Source organism: Sphingomonas sp. (assembly GCF_036388435.1).
GTDB lineage: Bacteria > Pseudomonadota > Alphaproteobacteria > Sphingomonadales > Sphingomonadaceae > Sphingomonas.
The window spans coordinates 73,518-93,727 of the sequence record NZ_DASVRV010000009.1; the positions used below are offsets into that span (position 1 = coordinate 73,518).

Genomic DNA, 20,210 nt, shown 5'->3' on the forward strand with positions numbered 1-20,210 from the left:
TCTTTTACGACGAAGCAGGGGGAATTCAGTTGGGTATCGTCAATTACGAAGCAGAGCGCACCGATCTCGCGGCCGCCGATCCGGACACCGATTATCCGGGGGTTACGTTGCTCGATCCTTTGGCGATCAACGTCGACGGCACCGGTGGCACGATCAGGAACAAGCCTGTCCTAACGCTGGAGCAGGTGACCGACGTCATCAACCGCACCTCCTATCCAGGCACCGACATCGGCGGCCCCGGCTGGGACCAAGGCGAATATGGCGCGCAGACCAAGAGCGAGACGCCCGGCGTGGTCAGTTTCGCGTTCCAGACCGCGGCCACGATGTTCGCGCCGCCCTATGTCTATGTCAGCCCGACGACCGGGCGGCTGACCGGACGCACCGAATATTTCGGCTTTCAGGAATTCTCCGACGCGCAAAAGGCGTCCGCGCGCGAGTCGATGGGCATGTGGGACGAAATCGTCGCCTACACCTTCCTGGAGACGAGTGTCGCCAATGCGGACGTCACCTTCGGCAACTATACCAACCAGCCGGGTACGCAGGCTTATGCCTATCTGCCTTATGAATATGGCGGCATCTCGTCGGGGCTACAGGGCGATGTGTGGGTCAACGGCAACGAGGCCAGCAATCTCCAGCTTGGTTTCGGCGATTATGGTCCGATCACGCTGATCCACGAGATCGGTCACGCCATCGGCCTTCAGCATCCGGGCGCCTATAACGCCGCGCCGGGTGTGTCTTTCACCTATGCGAACAACGCCGAATATTATCAGGACAGCCGCCAATATACGGTCATGTCTTATTTCAATGCCGAGAACACCGGTGCGGCGCCGATCGACTGGAGCCGACTGCAGTTCGTCTATGCGCAGACGCCGCTGGTCCATGACATCGCTACCGCGCAGGCGATCTACGGCACCGACACAACGACGCGCACCGGCGACACCGTCTACGGTTTCAACAGCACCGCCGATCGCGAGGTGTTCGACTTCACGAAGAACGACATGCCGGTGCTGACGATCTGGGATGCGGGCGGCATCGACACGATCGACTTTTCGGGGTGGAACACGAATTCCACGATCAACCTGGCACCCGGCTCGTTCAGCAGCGGCGGCGGCAGCGGCGTCGTCCCGCTCGAGACGCTGAAGGCGCAAGGGCTGCTGCCCCCCAGCTATACCGAAGCGCAATATACCGCCTTTCGCCTGCGCTATAATGCGCTCGACGGGCTGCTCCACGACAATATCTCGATCGCCTATGGTGCCACGATCGAGAACGCGACCGGCGGCGGCGGCGACGATGTGCTGCTCGGCAACACCGTCGGCAACGTGCTCAAGGGCAATGCCGGCAACGACACGCTGCGCGGGCTCGGCGGCGACGACACGCTGATCGGCGGGGTCGGCAACGACATGCTCGACGGCGGCGAGGGCGTCGACACGGTCGACTTCGCCGATGGACCGCAGGGCGTCACCATCAACCTGGCGCGCGGCACCGTCACCGGCGCGGCGGGCACGGACACGCTGGTGTCGATCGAGAATGTCCGCGCCTCGCGTGGGGACGATATCATCACCGGCAATGCGGGCGCGAACCGCGTGAAGGGCGAGACGGGCAATGACCGGATCGACGGCGGTGCGGGTGACGACATCCTGTTCGGGGATGGCGGCGACGATACGATCATCGGTGGGCTGGGCGACGACGACCTGGCCGGCGGAGTCGGGATCGACACGGTCGACTTCTACGCCACGGGTGCGGCGGTCACGGTGGACCTGTCCGACACCAAGGCGCAGAACACGGGCGCCGGGCTCGACCGGATCACCGGGTTCGAGAATCTGCGCGGCTCGACGATGGGCGACACGCTGACGGGCAGCGCCGCGGCCAACCGCATCAAGGGCGAAGCCGGCAACGACCGGATCTTCGGGCTGGGCGGCGACGATACGCTGTTCGGCGACGGCGGCGACGACGTGCTGAACGGCGGCACCGGCTATGACGTGCTGGCCGGCGGCGCGGGGGTGGACCGGTTCGTGTTCGACAGCCTGAACGGCGACCTGGTGGCCGACTGGACCGCGGGCGAGAAGATCGACGTGTCGACGCTGGGCGTGGACGGCGTCAACATCGTCACCCGGTTCGGCAAGGCGACCGTGTCGTTCGATCTGGACGGCGACGGCCAGTTCGACGACGGCTTCTTCACCGTCAGCGTCGGATCGCAGAGCTTCACCGCCAACGACCTGGTCCTGATCTGAGCGGCCACCCGCCGCGGCTTCGGGCGCGGCGGACCCGATGGCAGCATGTGACATAGCCGAAAGGGGGCGGGAACCGTGGTTCCCGCCCCCCTTTTCTCTTCCGACAAGTCATGCCTTCCCCGACGAAAACGGCCCCGCGCGAGCGATCGCGCGGGGCCGTTGCCCGTTCGGCCGGGGCGCGTCGGCTCAGATGAGGACCGGCCCGCTGCTCAGCACGAAATCCTCCTCGGTCAGCGCCTTCGCGCCGTCGAGCTGGATCGCGAAATCCGCGCGGCCGTCGCCGTCCAGGTCGCCATAGACGAAGGTGAACCGTCCCTGGTTCTGATAGCGCAGCTCGGCGGTGCCTTGCGCGCCGAAGCCTGCCGTACCGATGAAGTCGAGCCCGCCCAGATCGACCAGGTCGATCACGTCGCCCCGGTTCACGTCGAAGTCGCGGATCGAATCGGGCTTGGCGACGGTCGCGAAGTCGCCGCGCGCGAACACGAATCGATCCGCGCCGGCGCCGCCCTCCAGACTGTCGCGCCCCGTGCCGCCGATCAGCACATCGTCCCCGGCGCCACCGACCAGCCGGTCGTCGCCCGCCAGCCCGCTCAGCCGGTCGGCGCCGCTGTTGCCGAACAGCGTATTGGCCAGCGCGTTGCCCGTACCGGTCGCGTCGGCCACCCCCTGGAACTGGAGCACCTCGACACCGGCGCCGAGCGTATAGCCGGCGAGGCTGGTCCTGACGGTGTCGACGCCGCCATCGGCGTCTTCCTCGACCCGGTCGCCGGCGGTGTCGACGAGGTAGGCGTCGTCGCCGGCACCCCCCTGCATCCGGTCGTCGCCCGCGCCGCCTTCCAGCGTGTCGTCGCCCGCGCCGCCGACCAGGATGTCGTCGCCCGCGAAACCGCGCAGCCGGTCATCGCCGCCCAGCCCTTCCAGCCGGTCGCGACCCGCGCCGCCCGTCAGCGTCTCCGACGCCGCCGTTCCCTCCCGGCGGACCACCGCCACCCCGATGTCGAGCGCGGCGAGCACGGGATCATGGTCGGACGCGAACTCGTCGCGGTTGATGTGGAGGATTTCCGTCGCCGCGCCCGCGCCGAGCGCGCCCGAGACGAGGATGTGATCGATCTGCTGGGCGTTGCCCTCGAACACATAGGAATAACGCTCGTTCGCCGGGAGCAGATAGGTCAGGTTCTGGAGCACCGCCGCGCCCGTTCCGCTGATCGCCGCGCCGTCGAAGGTGAGCTCGCCCGTGAGCACGCGGAGCGGCTCCTCGAACTGGAACTCGTTGAAGTCGCCCGCGACGATGATGTTGGCGTCCGCATCCGCCGCGAGCAGCGTGTCGACATAGTCGTTGACGACATCCGCCTGGGCGGCGCGCTTGGCCTCGCCGCCCGCGACCGAGGGCTGGATCGACCCCGACAGCGCGCTGCCGCCGAGCTTGGAGGTGAAGTGGTTGCCGATCACCGTCACCGTCTCGCCGTTGAAGACGAAATCGCCCACCAGCGGCGGGCGCGCGCCCGAAAAGGCCGAACCCGGCGTCTGCTCGGCGCCCGGCACGGTGCGCAGCGACCCTTCCTCGAAGGTCACGACATCGGCGCGGTAGAGGAAGGCGACGCGGATGTTGGTGCCCGGCTCGCCGCCGCTCGCGTCTTCGGTGATGAAGGGATTGTCGAGAAAGCTGTACCGCACCCCGGAGGCCGTGAAGATCGCGTCCACCAGCGTCTGCAACGTCACGCTCGCCGAGGTGACCGCCGTGTTGGCCGACCCGTCATCGTCCTGAACCTCTTCCAGCACCACGATCCCCGGCGCTCCCATGCGCACGCCGATATCGGTCGCGATCCGGGTGAAGCGGCCCTCGCCCAGGTCACGGTCGCCGTCACCATCGTTCGGGTCGAGGTTGAGGACGTTGTAGGTCGCGACGATCAGCCGCGAGTCGCTGCCCAGCAGCGTCGTGTCCTCGCCGGTCAGCGCGGCCGCGGCCGAAGTGACGGTCGGCGCCGACCCGGCGAGCACGGTATAGCTGCCCTGCCGGTACGAGACCACGCCCGTCACGTCGGCGAACTCGCTGCCCGCCGCGACGCTCGGCACCGCGCCCGACAGCGACCCGATCAGGATGCGTTCGGGATTGAAGTCGGAACCCGCGCCCGAATTGGTGACGCCGAGCCCGCCCGCGCCGCCGTCGATGACGACGAATCCGTCTTTCGACAGCCCGGTCGCGACCGGATCGTCACCGCCGCGGCTGGCGACGGTGTAGACCGAACCGCCCCTGCTCGGCGCGACCGCGACCGGCGTCTGGACCGTCACGCGCATGCCCTCCAGTGACTCGAAGAAGTCGAGGCCGTCGGTCGCGGGGTCATAAGAGGCGAAGCCGTCGTCCTCCAGATTCTCGGTCGGGGGACGCACGCCGTCCGGGCCGACCAGCACGGCCGTCGGCAGCGCGACGCCCGCCTCGATCAGCGTCACGGTCCGGGGCGAGATCTGCGTGATCGGCAGCGCGTCGGCGCTCCCCGCGAACTCGTCGATGCGGCCCGCGATCTCCAGCCGGTCGCCCACCGCGACGCCGGTCGGGGCGGAGCCGGTGAACACGAAGATCGCATCGGAGGTGCGCGTGTCGCCGTCGCCGGTCGCGTCCTGGAGATAATAGCCGTTAGATCCCAGCGCGGTGACCACGCCCGACGTGACCACCGTCTGCCCCTCGAACGCCGAGCGATGGCCGAGTCCCTGGATGTCGTGGATGGCGAGCCGGGCGAGGTCGTCGTTGACGATCGTGCCGGTCGCCTCGCCGTCGCCGATCGTCGGTCCGTCCGTCGGGCCGGAGATGCGCAACGTGAACCGCTCGTCCGGCTCCCCGACGGTATCGCTCGCGACGCGCAGGCGGATGGTGGCCTCGGACTGCCCGTCGTTGAAGAATATGAATCCGCCCGTGTCGCCGATGAAGTCGGCGGCGCTCGCCTGGCCTGCGCCCTCGCCGAACACGGCGTCGAAGCGCAGCGAGAAAGCGCCTTGCGCGCCGCCCGAACGGGTGACGGTGAAGGCGATATCGCGGAAGCCGTCGTCGCCCTCGGTCACGCTGGCGTCGCGGACGCGCAGCGTGCCCGCCGGGTTGGCGGCGATGAAATTCTGGTCCGCATTGATCTGGCCGAAGCTCGACGCGGTGCCGGCGGTCCAGGTGAAGGATTCGGCGTCGAAGCCGTCGCCCTTGAGTTGGAGCGAGACGGTGTTGGGCTCGGTGCCCGACTGGGCGATGCCGATATCGGTGCTGGTCAGCCCGTCGGCGGGGCCGCCGACCGCGGTGAAGCTGCCCTCATAGGACAGGAATTGCACCACGCGGCCGCCCGCATCGACCAGGACGATGCCGTCGGGTGCGCCGTTCTGGAGGCCGACCGCGTCGAACGCCAGCGCGCCCGACCCGTCGTCCTGGTTCGCGATCACGCCCGACAGCGCGATGGTGCGGTAGGAAGCGCCGCCATTGCCGTTATACAGCACCAGCGACCAGCCGGCGAGGTCGAGCCCGGCGGTGCCCGCGATCTCGACGCGCTCGTTCGTGTCGGTTCCAGCCGGATCGTAGAGCAGTTCGTTGATGAACGCGGTGCCGGCGACCGCGGGCGCGCGGTCGTCATTGGTGATCGTGCCCGTCGCGACCGCGTCGTCGAGCGTCGCGCCCGCCGCGCCCGACAGGGTGACGGTGAAGCTCTCGTCGCGCTCGACGACGGTATCGCCCGCGACTTGGATGGTGAGGGTGGCCATATCCTGGCCGGCGGCGAAGGTCACCGTCCCGGTGATCGCGCCCGACAGGTCGTCGGCGGTCGCGGTGCCGAAGGCGACGGCGTAGTCGGCCGACGACGCGCCGCTCAGGTCCCCTGAGCGCGTGACGGTGAAGGTGAGGGCGGTCGTGCCCGCATCGCCCTCCGCCACGCTCGCATCGGCGATCGACAGCGTGGGCGCGGCGGCTGCGGTGCCGAAAGTCTGGCCGGCATTGATCGCGCCGAAGCTGTTGGGCGCGGCCGGCGCCCAGCTGAAATCCTCATAGGTCGTGCCCGTGCCGGTGAGGCGCAGCGACGATCCGACGGCCGTGCCGTTCGTTTCGGAAACGCCGATGTCGATGCTGGTCAGCCCGGCGGCGGGGCCGTCGGCGGCGCGGAGCACGCCTTCATAGGACAGGAACTGGACCACGGCGCCGTTCGGGTCGATCAGCGCGAAACCATCGGGCGCACCGTTCTGGATCGCGTCGACGGGCAGGGTGAAGCCGATCGCGCCAAAGCCGTTCTGCTGGTCGGCGATGATGCCCGCCAGGTCCACGATGCGGTACTGGACGGCATTCTGGGCGGACGCCGCGGTCGTGCCGCCATTGTAGAAAGCGACCTTCCACCCTGCCAGGTTCGTTCCGGCCACGCCCGCGACCTCGAAACCCTCGCCCGAATCGGCACCGGCATTGTCGTAATGGAATTCGTTAATGAAGGTCGTCGTGGCCACGCGAATTTCCCCCGAAAGCTGAATGACTTGGTTGCCGAAGCGTTAACCCGGCCGAGCGCTAGACGCGATAGGTGACGGGGTGATGACGAAACAGCCCGATGTCCCGAACCGGAACGGGGGAGCTAAGCCATTGCGATAACGGCCGATCCGGGCTATCCCTATACCTTTGCGGGGCACGGGTCGGGGGACCCGATGGAGGGGATCAGGGGGCGTGGCGCACTACCGGGTATATAAATTGCGCGAAGCCAAGGGGCGGATCGTCAAAGGCAAGGACGTGGACGCTCCCGATGACGGGGCGGCACTGCGCGCGGCGAAGGCCGATGCCGATTGCCCGGTCTGCGAGGTCTGGCGGGGGCCGAAGAAGGTCGGCGACGTCCACTGACGCCGCCGACACAGGGCTTCAGCCCGCGACCGCGGCCTTCAGCCGATCGACCAGGTCGGTCCGTTCCCAGGTGAAATAGCCGCCCTCGGCTTCGCGCCCGAAATGCCCATAGGCCGCGGTGCGCTGATAGATGGGCGCGTTGAGCTGCAGATGCTCGCGAATGCCCTTGGGCGTCAGCCGCACCAGCGACGGCAGCACGCGCTCCAGCACGTCTTCCGCCACGGTGCCGGTGCCATGGGTGTCGACATGGACCGATAGCGGCTCGGCCACCCCGATCGCATAGGAGAGCTGGATCGTGCAGCGATTGGCCAGGCCTGCCGCGACGACGTTCTTGGCCAGGTAGCGCGAGATATAGGCGGCCGAACGATCGACCTTGGTCGGGTCCTTGCCGCTGAACGCGCCGCCGCCGTGCGGCGCCGCGCCGCCATAGGTGTCGACGATGATCTTGCGCCCGGTCAGCCCGGCGTCGCCGTCGGGCCCGCCGATCTCGAACGCGCCGGTCGGGTTGATGTACATCTTAGTCTCGGGCGTGATGAAGCCGTCGGGCAGGACATCGTGGAGCACGGCTTCGACATAGGAACGCAGCTCGGCATAGAGTTTGGGGTCGGCATTCTCGCCCTTCTCGCAATAACCCGCCTTGTGCTGGGTCGACACGACCAGCGCGGTGGCGGCGACGGGGACGCCATGCTCGTAGCGGAGCGACACCTGGCTCTTGGCGTCGGGCTCCAGGAACGGGGCCGCGCCCGAATGGCGGTCGGCGGCCATGCGCTCCAGGATCTTGTGGCTGTAATAGAGCGTGGCGGGCATCAGGCCGGGGGTCTCGTCGCTGGCATAGCCGAACATGATGCCCTGGTCGCCCGCGCCCTCGTCCTTGTTGCCGCTTTCGTCGACGCCCATCGCGATCTCGGCGGACTGGCCGTGAAGGTTGTTCGAGAAGTCGAAGGTCCGCCAGTGAAAACCCGACTGCTCGTAGCCGATGCGCTTCACCGTGGCGCGGACCGCCGCCTCAATCTCGTCGGTGACGCCCGGCGCCCATTCGCCCCGCTCGTACACGCCCTTGCCGCGGATCTCGCCCGCCAGCACGACCTTGTTGGTCGTGCACAGCGTCTCGCAGGCGACCCGCGCCTGGGGGTCCTTGGACAGGAACAGGTCGACCACCGCGTCGGAAATCTGGTCGGCGACCTTGTCGGGATGGCCCTCGGACACGGATTCGGACGTGAAGGTGAAGGAATTGCGCATGCGGTCGATGTTCCCGGACATATAAAGAAAGCTTTATATGTCCATTAGCGCCGCCGTCCGCGGATGGCAATCGCGCCCGCCAGCAGCATCGCGGCGACGAGTCCCGCCACGAGATTGCCCCAGCGCGCGAACAGGGTCGGCGGCAGCGCCTGGGGGATCGCCACCTCGATCGCGCCCGCGCGTTCGTGCGGGATCGACGCCAGCAGCCGCCCGTCGGCGGCGATCACCGCCGAGATGCCCGTCGGCGTCGCGCGGACGATCGGCAGCCCTTCCTCCATGGCGCGCATCCGGGCCTGGGCCAGATGCTGGGGCGGACCCCAGCGCCCGAACCACGCGTCGTTGGACGGGTTGAACAGGAAGCGGGGCCGCGCGCGGCGATCCACCACCTCGCCCGAGAAGATGATCTCGTAGCAGAGCTGCATCCCGACCGCGCCGAAGCCGGGCAGGACGAGGTTGCGTGGGGCGGGCCCCGGCGAGAAGTCGAAATCGCCCGGCACCAGCCGCCTGAGCCCCAAAGGCTCGAGCAGCCATTTCATCGGCAGATATTCGCCGTAAGGCACCAGATGCGCCTTGTCGTATCGCCCGCGCAGTCGTGCCGCCGCGTCGACCGCGAACACCGAATTGGTCGCCGCCGCGATATCGCCCGCCGCGTCGAATGTCAGCGCGGTGCCGCCGGTCAGGACGAGGTCGCGGGGCCCCAGCACGCTCGCGATCCGGCGGCGCATGATGCCCGGCAACCGGTCGCCATAGATATAGCGCGGGTAACCGTCCTCCAGCAGGTCGCGCACGACCCCCTCGGGCCAGACGACGAGGCGCGGCACGGGGCCGGGCTCGCCCGACCGCGCGAGCAGCGCGCGCAGCACCCGCTCGCCGTCATCGGGGCCGCGTTCCTCCTGGCCGATATCGGGCTGCACCACCCGCACCAACGCGCCGCCCGGCGCCCCGTCGGGCGCGCGGGTCAGGGGAGCGGACAGCGCGGCGAGCGCGACCGCTCCCCCCGCGATCGCCGGAAAGGCCCAGCGCCGTGCGGGAAGCGACAGGAGGCCCACCGCCGCGACCAGCGTCAGCCCCGACAGCGCATAGGTGCCGATGAACGCCGACATCCGCGCCACCCCCGGCACCGGCACCCAGATCACCCCCAGCGGGTTCCAGGCATAGCCGGTGAACATCACCGCGCGCAGCCATTCGGTCGCGATCCACGCCGCCCCGAAGGCGAGCGCATAGCCCGCATCGGGCAGCCGACCGCGAAACCGCCACGCGATCCCCGCCGCCATCGCCGGATAGACCGCCAGATACAGTGCGAGCGCCACCGCGGCGAAATAGCCCAGCACCGGCGGCATCGCGTCCTGGAAGTCGAAGGCGTGCTGGAACCAGTTGTTGTTGACGGTGAAATGCCCGACCCCGAACGCGTAACCCAGCCACAGGGCGCGCTTGAGGCTGGGCGCGCGGTGGACGAGCCATGCCCAGCCCGCGACCGCGAGCAGCGTCAGCGGCCAGAGCTGGAGCGGCGCGAACCCGCAGGCGGCGACCGCGCCGAGGAGGAGCGAGAGGAGAGCGGGATGGAGAAACACGCCCGCAGCTATGGTGCGGCACGCCCCGCGGTACAATCCCGCCCGGATCAGCGCGGCTTGGGCGGCCCCTTGGGCGCACCGCGCGGGCCCGGCGGGCGGCGCTTGGTCTCGACGACGGGCGGCTTGCCCGGCGCGCGGGGGGCGGGCCGGGGTCGCGGCGGGGCGGCCGGACCCGTCGGCCCGCCCCCGGCCGGCGCGATCACATAGCCTTCCTTCTGCAACCGCGTGAACGCCGCGCGGACGCCCCCGGTGATCGCGGCACGCACCTCGGCGGGCAGGTCGGCCAGCGTCGTATTGGGGTGGACCGCGCCCAGGTCGCGCAGCAGCGCGTTCGGCACCCCCCTGGACGCGGTCTTGAACGCGACCACCGCGTCGATCGCGGCGGCGGCGACGATGTCGCCCATGATGTCGGTTGCTGACTTGCTCATGACGGTCCCAACGCGCGGGCGCTGTTCCGTCTCCCGTCACGCGTATCGAGCTGCTAGAAGCACCGCATGACGCTACGCCCCTTTCATCTCGCCTTCCCGGTCCACGACCTCGCCGCCGCCCGGCATTTCTACCGCGACACGCTCGGTTGCGGGGAGGGGCGGTCGAGCGATCACTGGATCGATTTCGACCTGTTCGGCCACCAGATCGTCGCGCATCTCGATCCCGCGGCCAGGCCGGTCGCGGTCACCAACGCGGTCGACGGGCACGATGTGCCGGTGCCCCATTTCGGGGTGGTGCTCGCCATGGCCGACTGGCGCGCGCTGGCGGACCGGGTGACCGCGGCCGGCATATCCTTCGGGATCGAACCCCATGTCCGCTTCCCCGGCCAGGCGGGCGAGCAGGCGACGATGTTCTTCCGCGACCCCAGCGGCAACGCGCTCGAGTTCAAGGCGTTCGCCGATGACGCCATGATCTTCGCCACCGAGCTCGTCCCCGCCCATTCCACCCCCGCAGAGGTGACCGCATGACCGCTCCCGTCGAAGTCGACCTGCCCCACAAGCTCGGCCAGGCCGAAGCCCGCCGCCGCGTCGAACAGGGGTTCGGCAAACTCGCGGGCTGGATTCCCGGCGGACAGGTCTCGCGGCACGCCTGGGAAGGCGACACGCTGCACTTCACCGTGGAGGCGATGGGCCAGCGCGTCGACGCGCGGCTCGACGTGCGCGAGACCTCGGTCCATGCGCGCCTCGAACTGCCGGCGATGCTGGGGATGTTCGCGGGGCAGATCCAGGCGGCGCTGAAGGCGAACGGGCCGAAATTGCTGGAGTAGCCCGCACGCGGGTAGCGCAGCTATTCGCGAGACGGCGCGAGCCCGGCCGGCGGTCGGCCCGGCCGAACCGTCCGACGGCGCGGCTTTGCCGCGTCGCTCCCACCCCAAGACGTATCCGCCGCGGCGAAGCCGCCCTTGGACCGCCTGCCAAGGCAGGCGCTCAGGACAGGCTTTGTCGGTCCTAGCCGGCGCTGGGCCGGCCGGGCTTGGGCGTCTCGCCCGCGAGCCGCGGGTGTGCGCCTTGCGCCTGCGCCGCCACCCGCCACACCACATTTCCCACATCGTCCGCGACCAGCAACGCGCCCGTGCGGTCGCCGATCACGCCCACCGGCCGCCCGCGCGCCTTGCCCTCGCCGTCGAGGAACCCCGCCAGCAGGTCGACGGGCTTGGCGCCCGGAACCGGGAAGCCGTTGGCGCCGAAGGGTACGTAGACGACCTTGTATCCCGACACGGGCTTGCGGTTCCACGACCCGTGCTCGCCGACGATCGCGCCGCTGGCGAAGCGGTCGCCCAGCTTCAGCCCGTCGGTGAAGGTCAGCCCCAGCGCCGCGACATGCGGCCCCATCGCGTAATCGGGACGCTTGGAATATTGCTGGAGCGGCGCGTTACCGGGCTCGACACGGCGGTCGGGATAGCCGCCCCAATAGAACCACGGCCAGCCGAAATGATCGCCGAACTCGACCTGGGTCAGGTAATCGGGGGCGAGGTCGGAGCCGAGCATGTCGCGCTCGTTGACCACGGTCCAGGGCTGCCTGGTGACCGGGTTGATCGCCATGCCGACCGGGTTGCGCAGGCCCGCCGCGTAGACGCGCCAATTCTTGTCGGGCCAGACCTGGAGGATGTTGGCGCGGTATTTCTCCGCCTCCAGGCCCTTTTCCGCGATATTCGATGCCGATCCGACCGATACCAGCAGCGTCTCGCCGTCGGGCGCGACGATCACGCCGCGCGACCAGTGATTGCCCGCCGGGTTGAGCTTGACCACCAGCTCGGGCCTGGCGGTGATCCGCGTTTGTCCCTCGACATAGGGTACACGGACGAGCGCGTCGGTATTGCCGATGTAGAGCTGCCCCTTGTGGAGCGCCATGCCGAAGGGCGAGTTGAGCCCGGTCATGAACGGCGTCTTCACCTCGGCGGTGCCGTCGCCGTCCGCGTCGCGCAGCAGGGTGATGCGGTTGGCCGAGGGAACCCCGGCGCCCGCGCGGCCGAGCAGCCAGCCCATGATGATGTCGGTGATCCCCTTTTTCGGCCGGGGCGGCGAGTTGGTCTCCGCCACCAGCACGTCGCCATTGGGCAGGCGATACAGCCAGCGCGGATGGTCGAGCCCGGTGGCGAAGGGCTGGACGGCCAGCCCGGCGGCGGCGGTCGGGCGCCCGCCGCCCCAGCCGACGACCTCGGCGATCTCGACCGTGGGCAAGGTCTGGACGCGCGGCGCCCCGATGGTGGGCCGCTGTCCCTGCACCGCCTCGATCGGCAGCGTCGCCTCGTCGGGCCAGGCGAGATAGGTCACCCCCGCCGCGACGACGAGCGCGAGAAGGCCGAGAACGATCAATATGGGTCTGAGCATGGCGGGAAGGTAAGGCAGCGCGCGCGTCCCGACAATCCTACCCGCGCGGGCGCGGCGAAAGCCGTCGCTCTACTCGTCCGGGTCCTCGGGTTCCGGCCTGGGCGGGTGGAGCCGCAGCCGGTTGATGCGGCGCTCGTCGGCCTCGACCACCTCGAGGCGCCAGCCCGACGGATGGTCGACGCATTCGCCGACCCGCGGTACGCGACCGGCGAGCACCGCGGCCAGCCCGCCGAGCGTGTCGACATCCTCCTCCGCCTCGCCCAGCCGGGGATCGATCAGCAGCGCCGCGTCCTCCAGCTCGGCGCGCGCATCGGCCTCCCAGGCGCCGCCTGCCAAGGGCACGATCAGCGCCTGGGGCGCCTCGTCATGTTCGTCCTCGATCTCGCCGGTGATCTCCTCGATCAGATCCTCGATCGTGACCAGCCCCTCGGTCCCCGAATATTCGTCGAGCACGACCGCCAGGTGGACGCGCTTCTGGCGCATGTCGGCGAGCAGATCGAGCGCGCCGCGCGACATGGGCACGAACAGGGGCTCGCGCATCAAGCTGGTGATGGTCGGCGGCCTGGCGGCGCCGGTCGCCAGGATCGCGAACACGTCCTTGATGTGGATCATGCCGACGATATGGTCGAGCTTGCCGCGATAGACGGGCAGGCGGCTATGCCCCGCCTCGGCGAAGATGCGCACCAGTTCGGCGAAGCTCGTGCCTTCCTCCACCGCGATGATATCGGCGCGGGGCACACCGACATCGCCCGCGTCGCGCTCCCCGAAATGCAGGAGGTTCCGGACCATCTGTCGTTCCAGCGGCGACAGGTCGCCCGCCGCATCGGGGCTGGGATCGCCCTCGTGCCGGTCGATCGCTTCCTCCAGCTGGTCGCGAAGCTTGTCTTCGGGCTGGTCGCCGAAAATGGCGCGCTTCAGCCCGCCCCAGATACTGTCCGCGTCGGTGCTACTGGGGCCGTCGGCCATGTCGGTGGTCAGTCCTCGCGTATCAGATAGGGATCGGGCAGACCCAGGGACGAAAGCGCCTCGCGTTCGATCCGTTCCATCGCTTCCGCCTGCCCGTCGTCGATATGGTCATAACCCAGCAGATGCAGGACGCCATGCACGATCAGATGCGCCGCGTGATCGGCGAGCGCGATCCCGCGCTCGGCCGCTTCGCCCGCGCACACGCCGTGGGCGAGCACGACGTCGCCGAGCAACACCTCGCCATCGTCCGAATTGAGCGTGACCGTCTCGAGGAGGTCGGGCTGGATCATCGGAAAGGACAGGACGTTGGTCGGCTTGTCCTTGCCCCGATATTGCCGGTTGAGCTGCTGCACCTCGGCATCCGAGGTCAGGCGCACCGATATCTCGATCGCGGCACGCGTGGCGATCAGCTCGCCGTGCGGCGTCCGCTCCACCGCCGCCCGCGCCGCGCGCTCGGCAAGCCCGTCCCAATCGGCGTCCGGCCAGGGCTCCTCGCGGGAAAGCGCGATCTCGATCACGCTCCTGCGCCCGCGTCCGCGCCCTCATAGGCCTCGACGATCCGCCCGACGATCGGGTGGCGCACCACGTCGCCCGAGGTGAAGCGCGCCATGGCGATTCCCTCCAGCCCTTCCAGCCGCCGCACCGCGTCGGCCAGACCCGATGCGGACACGCCGCCGGGGATGTCGACCTGGTTGGGATCGCCGCAGATCACCATGCGGCTGTTCTGGCCGAAGCGGGTCAGGAACATCTTCATCTGCGCGGGGGTGGTGTTCTGCGCCTCGTCGAGGATCACGAACGCGTCGGCGAGCGTCCGCCCGCGCATGAAGGCGATCGGCGCGACCTCGATCTCCCCGCTCGCGATCCGCCGTTCGACCTGCTCGGCGGGCAGGCAGTCGTAGAGCGCGTCGTAGAGCGGGCGGAGATAGGGATCGACCTTCTCCTTCATGTCGCCGGGCAGGAAGCCCAGCCGTTCGCCCGCCTCGACCGCGGGGCGCGACAGGATCAGCCGCTGGACGGAGCCGGTGATGAGCTGCGCCACAGCCTGCGCGACGGCGACATAGGTCTTGCCCGTCCCCGCCGGCCCCAGCGCGAAGATCATGTCGTTCGCGGTCAGCGCGCGCATGTAATGCGCCTGGGCGGGGGTGCGCGGCACGATCGTCTTCTTGCGGGTGCGGATCATCACGCCCGGCGCGCGGAGGCTGCCCGCATCGGCGCGGACGATGCCGTCGAGCACCGGTTCCGACGCCATCGCGATCGCCGCGTCGACCAGCCCGGTATCGACCTCCTCGCCGCGCCCGATCCGCGCCTGGAGATCGTGGAGCACGTCGCGCGTCAACGCCACCTGCTCGGCCGACCCCTCAAGCTGGACGCGGTTGCCGCGCGCGGTGATGTAGACGCCCAGCCGATTCTCCAGCGCCACGAGGTTCTGGTCATACTGGCCGAACAACGCCGCGAGCGTCTGGGGCTTGTCGAACACCAGTTCGACGCGGGAACGGTCGCCGGCCTGGGCCGGAACGGGTTTACGGCTCATGCGCCTCCTGGGATTGCCACGGTCATCGTCGTCGACATGGGAACGATCGGGCAAGCGGAAAAGGTGCGCGGCTCACTCGGCGGCGAGCGCGAAGGGGCTACCCGTCAGCGAATTGGGTCCGGCCGCCGTCAGTTCGACCTCGACCAGGTCGCCGATCGCCGCGCCCGTCAGCAGGTGCACCGATTGCAGCCAGGGCGACTTGCCGAGCATCTGGCCGGGCAGCTTGCCCCGCCGCTCGACCAGCACGTCGCAGCTGCGCCCCACGGTGGCGCGGTTGAACGCCTGCTGGTCGCGGTTGAGCGCGGCTTGGAGGCGTTGCAGCCGATCGTCCATCACCGCCGGCGCGATCTGCGCCGCGATCGCGGCGGCGGGAGTGCCGGGGCGCGGGCTGTATTTGAACGAGAAGGCCTGGGCATAGCCGACCGCGTCGACCAGGCTCAGCGTTTCCGCGAACTCGGCCTCGGTCTCGCCGGGAAAGCCGACGATGAAGTCCCCCGACAGCGCTATGTCGGGCCGCGCCGCGCGCACCCGGTCGAGCAGCCGCAGATAGGAGGCGCGGTCATGGCTGCGGTTCATGGCGCGCAACACCCGGTCGGACCCCGCCTGGACCGGCAGATGCAGGAAGGGCATCAGCTTCCCGACATCGCGGTGCGCGTCGATCAGCCCCTGCGTCATGTCGTTGGGGTGGCTGGTCGTGTAGCGGATGCGCGCGAGGCCCGGCAACCGGTCGAGCGCGCGGATCAACCCGTCCAGCCCCTGGATACGCCCCGCCTCGTCCTCGCCCGTCCAGGCGTTGACGTTCTGCCCCAGCAGCGTGATCTCGCGCGCGCCGGCGTCGACCAGCGCGCGCGCCTCGTCCATCACCTGGCCCCAGGGCCGCGAGACCTCCGCGCCGCGCGTATAGGGCACCACGCAATAGGTGCAGAATTTGTCGCACCCCTCCTGCACCGTCAGGAACGCCGACGGCCCCACCTTGCGCCGCGCGGGCAGCGCGCCGAACTTGCTCGCGATCGGCATGTCGGTGTCGAGCGCGGGCAGCCCCGTCGCCGCACGGGCGACGAGGCCGGGCAGGTTGTGATAGGATTGCGGCCCGACCACCACGTCGACCTTGGCGCGGCGGACGATCTCCTCGCCCTCCGCCTGCGCGACGCAGCCCGCCACCGCGATCATCGGCGTGCGGCCCTGTTTCCCGGCGTCCTTGCGCAGCCGCCCGATGTCCGAATACACCTTTTCCGTCGCGCGCTCGCGGATGTGGCAAGTGTTGAGGATGACGAGATCGGCCGCGTCCGCCTCGGCCGCGACGAGCCCCTGCGCCGCCATCAGCTCGCCCATGCGCTCGCCGTCATAGACGTTCATCTGGCAGCCGAAGGACTTGACGTGAAAGGTCTTGGGGTCGGATTTCATGGCCGCGCCCATAGCGACAAAGGGCGGCTCACGCGACCCGTATGCGCGACCCGGCGGCTCGCAGGGCGGCGGTGATCCGATGGCGGACTTCCGCGGCGATCGCCTTGCGATCACCGACCACGGCCGGATCGAAGGGCTCGAGAAAGTCGATCGTGACCGGAACCGTTCCGCGTCGGCCCAATATGCCGAGCGCGTTCTCGATGCCGTTCTCGCCCTTGTCCTCGGCCCAGGCGACCTCGGGCGCGGCGGTGCCGTAGTCGAGGAATACGGGCTGCACGCATATGCCGGGGGGCGCAGGATCGAGCGCGCTCAGCAGCGCCGGCTTGAACGGCAGGAGGACCACGCCGTCGCTGGTCGTGCCTTCGGGAAAGACCACCACCGGCCCTTCGGCCAGCGCGCCGCGCAGCTGCGCTACCTGATCGTGGATGGCGCGGCGATCGGCGCGGTCGACGAACAAGGTGCGGTTGGTGCGGCACAGCCGGCCGATGAGCGGCACTCCCTGCAGATCGCCCCTCGCGACGAACGCAGCGCCCGTCGCACCGCCGAGGACGAGGATGTCGAGCCACCCGCAATGGTTCGATAGGATCAGGCTGCTCGCGCGTGGCGGACACCCGCGGACCCGCACGCGGGCGCCGCATATCCAGGCCGCCGCGCCAAGGAAACGCCGCGGCCATGGCGAGGGAAGGCGCAGGAGACGCCACGCCCCGTGCAGCGCCAGGCTGCCGAGAAGGAGGCCGATCAACCCCGTCAGCCGGGCGGCGATGCGTAGCGCCTTCACGCCTTCCGGTCGAGACTGACCCCGTACAACTCCATCCGGTGATCGACGAGGCGAAATCCCAGTTTCTCCGCGATCGCCTTTTGCAGCTGCTCCAGCTCCGGGTCGACGAACTCGATCACGCGGCCCGTCTCGACGTCGATCAGATGGTCGTGATGCGCCTCGGGCGCGGGTTCGTAGCGCGCGCGGCCGTCGCCGAAATCATGCCGGTCGAGGATGCCCGCCTCCTCGAACAGGCGCACGGTACGATAGACGGTGGCGATGGAGATGCCGGGATCGATCGCCGACGCGCGGGCATAGACCTTTTCCACATCGGGGTGATCCTCCGCCTCCGACAGCACGCGCGCGATCACGCGGCGCTGCTCGGTGATGCGCAGACCCTTCTGGTTGCAGAGTGTCTCGAGGTCGATCTTGCGCGCCATGCTGCCGGTCCAATCCAGGTTGCGCGTCCCATAGGCGTTCAGGCTTGTTGCGAAAAGCGCAATCGATTCTCAATAGATCATCGGCAGCGACAGGCTGTAGCTGTGCGCGTCGTGAAGCAGGCCGTCGACGCCGCGATAATAGCCGCGCCGCTCGCCGATCTTGGCGAACCCATGGGCGAGGTAGAGCCGCGTCGCCGGATTGCCCGCGCGCACTTCCAAGTGCAGCTTGTCGCAGCCCCCCGCCGTCATCTCCGCCGCCGCCGCACGGAGCAGCGCCCCGCCGACCCCGTGCCCGCGATGCTCGGGCGCGACCGCGAGCAGCAGCAGTTCGGCTTCGTCGAGCACCCGCCGCGTCATCGCGAAGCCCGCCGCCTCGTCCTCCACCTCGGCCATCATCAGCATGACGCCCGGCATCGCCAGCACGCCCAAGCACTGGCCACGCGTCCAGGCCTCGCCGTAGCGCGGGTCGAAGGCCTGCCCCATCAGCGCGTCCACCGCCCCGATGTCGCGCGCGCCGGCGAGGCGCAGCGTGAGGGCGCGGGTCGCCACGTTCAGCGCGGGGCCACGCCCGCGACCTTCGCGTCGGGCGCGCGGCCGTAAAGCGGGCGGGGGGCGAGGGCGGCGCGCGTGTTCGGCAACCGCCACGCCTGCGCCGCGTCGGGGAGCATGTCGGTCGCGTCGAGTCGCGGATCGACCGCGAGCAGGCGCGCGGCGCCCGACCCAAAGGCGGGCACGCCGTCCAGCCGCGCCAGCGCCGCCGCGGGCGTCAGGCTGGCCAGGTCGCCGAGCGGCAGGAGGGTCGCGTCAAAAGCCTGCATGAAGACCTCACCATGTCCCCCTTCGATCACCGCCGCAACCCGGCGAAGATCGGGCCGCGCCCCAAGCGCCGCCGCCGCAACGAGCGCGAGCGAGGAATAGCCCACCACCGGCACGCCCCAGCCTAGCGCCAGCCCGCGCGCCGCGGCGATGCCGACGCGAATTCCCGTGAAGCTCCCCGGCCCGCAATCGACCAGCACCCGCGCCGCCCGGCCGCCGTCCGGCAGCTCGGCGATCATCGGTATCAGCCGCTCGGCATGGCCCCGCCCGACCAGCTCGTGCGTCCGCGCCACCACGCGCCCGTCTGCGATCAGCGCGACCGAACAGGCCGCCGTCGCGGTCTCGATGACGAGCGTCGGCACCCGGCTGATCAGACGATCCGGTTGAACTTCTCGAACGCGGGACGCGGGCTGCGTCCGAAGATCGTCGCGTGATCGGCATAGCCGAGCGTCGCGATGAAGTTGGTCGTGACGCGGGGCTGGTCGGCGAAGAAGGCGCGGTCGACCGCGGCGGCGTCGAACCCCGACATCGGCCCGGTATCGAGCCCCAGCGCGCGCGCCGCCAGGATCAGATACCCGCCCTGCAGCGTCGAATTGCGGAATGCCGACGCCTCGCGCAGGGCCTGGTCGCCGGTGAACCAGCTGCGCGCATCGGCATGGGGGAAAAGCTCGGGCAGATGTTCGTGGAATTCCAGGTCCATGCCGATCACCACCGACACCGGGCCCTGGCGGATCTTGCCGCCGTTGGTGCCGCTGGCGCAGGCGGCCAGCCGCTCCTTGGCCTCGGCCGACACGCACCAGACGAAGCGCGCGGGGCTCTGATTGGCCGAGGTCGGCCCCATCTTGACCAGATCGTAGAGCGCGCGGAGCTGGTCCTCGCTCACCGGCTCGGACGTATAACCATTGGCCGATCGGGCCTCGCGGAACAGCCGGTCGAGCGCGGCGTCGGACAGGGGCTGCCGCATCAGACCGCCCGCACTTCGGTGACTTCGGGGACGTAATGGCGCAGCAATTGCTCGATCCCGTTCTTCAGCGTGGCCGAGGAGGAGGGGCAGCCCGAACAGGCGCCCTGCATCTGCAGGTACACCTTGCCCTTGTCGAAGCCCCGGTAGACGATATCGCCGCCGTCGTTCGCCACGGCGGGCCGCACCCGCGTGTCGATCAGCTCACGGATCTGCGCCACGATGTCGGCGTCGGCGGGATCGTCGTTCTCGCCCCCGATATCGGCCGGCACGCTGATCCCCGCCGCGCTGCCCTGGCGGAACAGCGGCATCTGCGCGGAGAAATGGTCGAGCAGCAGCCCTAGGATATCGGGCTTGAGAATCGCCCAGTCGGTTCCCGGCGCGGCGGTGACCGACACGAAGTCGCTGCCGAAGAACACCCCCGTCACGTCGCCCAGCGCGAACATGGCCTCGGCCAGCGGGCTCGCCTCCGCCTCCTCGGGCGTGGCGAAGTCGCGGGTGCCCATGTCCATGACGGTCCTGCCGGGCAGGAATTTGAGCGTCTGGGGATTGGGGGTGGTTTCGGTTTCGATGAACATGGCGCGCATGTGGCGCGGCGGGGAGGCGGGATCAAGCGGCGCGATCAGCGATGCCCA

19 protein-coding genes are annotated in these 20,210 nt (G+C 69.5%); 4 read left to right on the forward strand and 15 right to left on the reverse strand.

Going from position 1 to position 20,210, the window contains the following annotated elements:
* Positions 1 to 29 precede the first annotated feature (29 nt).
* On the forward strand, positions 30 to 2,231 hold the full coding sequence (locus VF592_RS02430) for a M10 family metallopeptidase C-terminal domain-containing protein (protein ID WP_331004006.1): 2,202 nt from the start codon (positions 30 to 32) through the stop codon (positions 2,229 to 2,231).
* A gap of 186 nt (positions 2,232 to 2,417) precedes the next feature.
* Here VF592_RS02430 and VF592_RS02435 read toward each other — a convergent pair whose 3' ends face one another.
* Complete coding sequence (locus VF592_RS02435) at positions 2,418 to 6,689, reverse strand: Calx-beta domain-containing protein (protein WP_331004007.1); 4,272 nt, start codon at positions 6,687 to 6,689, stop codon at positions 2,418 to 2,420.
* 211 nt (positions 6,690 to 6,900) lie between these two features.
* Between VF592_RS02435 and VF592_RS02440 the strand changes: the two genes are divergently transcribed.
* On the forward strand, positions 6,901 to 7,071 hold the full coding sequence (locus VF592_RS02440; protein WP_331004008.1) for a hypothetical protein: 171 nt from the start codon (positions 6,901 to 6,903) through the stop codon (positions 7,069 to 7,071).
* Between the two features lie 18 nt (positions 7,072 to 7,089).
* On the opposite strand, the gene metK is transcribed toward VF592_RS02440, so the two are convergent.
* The 3 genes from metK to VF592_RS02455 are packed head-to-tail and all read right to left on the reverse strand — an operon-like array spanning position 7,090 to position 10,309.
* A complete protein-coding gene (gene metK, locus VF592_RS02445) occupies positions 7,090 to 8,310 on the reverse strand; it encodes a methionine adenosyltransferase (protein WP_331004009.1) in 1,221 nt (406 codons plus the stop codon).
* Between the two features lie 44 nt (positions 8,311 to 8,354).
* Positions 8,355 to 9,881 (reverse strand): apolipoprotein N-acyltransferase, encoded by a 1,527-nt coding sequence (gene lnt / locus VF592_RS02450; protein WP_331004010.1) that lies wholly within the window; start codon positions 9,879 to 9,881, stop codon positions 8,355 to 8,357.
* A 47-nt stretch (positions 9,882 to 9,928) separates the two neighbouring features.
* Entirely contained in the window at positions 9,929 to 10,309 is a 381-nt protein-coding gene (locus VF592_RS02455; protein ID WP_331004011.1) for a hypothetical protein, read from the reverse strand.
* Positions 10,310 to 10,375: 66 nt separating this feature from the next.
* Here VF592_RS02455 and VF592_RS02460 point away from each other — a divergent pair, with 66 nt between their 5' ends.
* Both VF592_RS02460 and VF592_RS02465 read left to right on the forward strand, forming a co-directional pair.
* Complete coding sequence (locus VF592_RS02460) at positions 10,376 to 10,837, forward strand: VOC family protein (protein ID WP_331004012.1); 462 nt, start codon at positions 10,376 to 10,378, stop codon at positions 10,835 to 10,837.
* Entirely contained in the window at positions 10,834 to 11,136 is a 303-nt protein-coding gene (locus tag VF592_RS02465; RefSeq protein ID WP_331004013.1) for a polyhydroxyalkanoic acid system family protein, read from the forward strand. The genes VF592_RS02460 and VF592_RS02465 overlap by 4 nt, the downstream gene beginning before the upstream one ends.
* A 181-nt stretch (positions 11,137 to 11,317) precedes the next feature.
* Here VF592_RS02465 and VF592_RS02470 read toward each other — a convergent pair whose 3' ends face one another.
* The 11 genes from VF592_RS02470 to VF592_RS02520 all read right to left on the reverse strand — a co-directional run bounded on the left by VF592_RS02470 (position 11,318) and on the right by VF592_RS02520 (position 20,153).
* On the reverse strand, positions 11,318 to 12,700 hold the full coding sequence (locus VF592_RS02470) for a PQQ-dependent sugar dehydrogenase (protein ID WP_331004014.1): 1,383 nt from the start codon (positions 12,698 to 12,700) through the stop codon (positions 11,318 to 11,320).
* 69 nt (positions 12,701 to 12,769) lie between these two features.
* Positions 12,770 to 13,666 (reverse strand): hemolysin family protein, encoded by an 897-nt coding sequence (locus tag VF592_RS02475; RefSeq protein ID WP_331004015.1) that lies wholly within the window; start codon positions 13,664 to 13,666, stop codon positions 12,770 to 12,772.
* A gap of 8 nt (positions 13,667 to 13,674) precedes the next feature.
* Positions 13,675 to 14,184 carry an rRNA maturation RNase YbeY gene (gene ybeY / locus VF592_RS02480; RefSeq protein WP_331004016.1) on the reverse strand — a complete coding sequence of 170 codons (510 nt, stop codon included), beginning with the start codon at positions 14,182 to 14,184 and terminating at the stop codon, positions 13,675 to 13,677.
* Positions 14,181 to 15,197 (reverse strand): PhoH family protein, encoded by a 1,017-nt coding sequence (locus tag VF592_RS02485; RefSeq protein WP_331004017.1) that lies wholly within the window; start codon positions 15,195 to 15,197, stop codon positions 14,181 to 14,183. The genes ybeY and VF592_RS02485 overlap by 4 nt, the downstream gene beginning before the upstream one ends.
* 72 nt (positions 15,198 to 15,269) lie before the next feature.
* Entirely contained in the window at positions 15,270 to 16,601 is a 1,332-nt protein-coding gene (miaB, locus tag VF592_RS02490; protein WP_331004018.1) for a tRNA (N6-isopentenyl adenosine(37)-C2)-methylthiotransferase MiaB, read from the reverse strand.
* A gap of 28 nt (positions 16,602 to 16,629) precedes the next feature.
* Positions 16,630 to 17,379 (reverse strand): lysophospholipid acyltransferase family protein, encoded by a 750-nt coding sequence (locus VF592_RS02495; protein ID WP_331004019.1) that lies wholly within the window; start codon positions 17,377 to 17,379, stop codon positions 16,630 to 16,632.
* Entirely contained in the window at positions 17,376 to 17,798 is a 423-nt protein-coding gene (locus tag VF592_RS02500; protein WP_331004020.1) for a Fur family transcriptional regulator, read from the reverse strand. Before VF592_RS02500 ends, VF592_RS02495 begins: the two co-directional genes overlap by 4 nt.
* Positions 17,799 to 17,867: 69 nt before the next feature.
* On the reverse strand, positions 17,868 to 18,347 hold the full coding sequence (locus VF592_RS02505; protein ID WP_331004021.1) for a GNAT family N-acetyltransferase: 480 nt from the start codon (positions 18,345 to 18,347) through the stop codon (positions 17,868 to 17,870).
* 2 nt (positions 18,348 to 18,349) lie between these two features.
* The gene (tsaB, locus tag VF592_RS02510) at positions 18,350 to 18,976 is read right to left on the reverse strand and encodes a tRNA (adenosine(37)-N6)-threonylcarbamoyltransferase complex dimerization subunit type 1 TsaB (protein ID WP_331004022.1); all 627 of its coding nucleotides are present in this window, start codon (positions 18,974 to 18,976) and stop codon (positions 18,350 to 18,352) included.
* Between the two features lie 8 nt (positions 18,977 to 18,984).
* Complete coding sequence (locus VF592_RS02515; RefSeq protein WP_331004023.1) at positions 18,985 to 19,578, reverse strand: malonic semialdehyde reductase; 594 nt, start codon at positions 19,576 to 19,578, stop codon at positions 18,985 to 18,987.
* Positions 19,578 to 20,153 carry a NifU family protein gene (locus tag VF592_RS02520; RefSeq protein WP_331004024.1) on the reverse strand — a complete coding sequence of 192 codons (576 nt, stop codon included), beginning with the start codon at positions 20,151 to 20,153 and terminating at the stop codon, positions 19,578 to 19,580. Before VF592_RS02520 ends, VF592_RS02515 begins: the two co-directional genes overlap by 1 nt.
* Between the last annotated feature and the right edge of the window lie 57 nt (positions 20,154 to 20,210).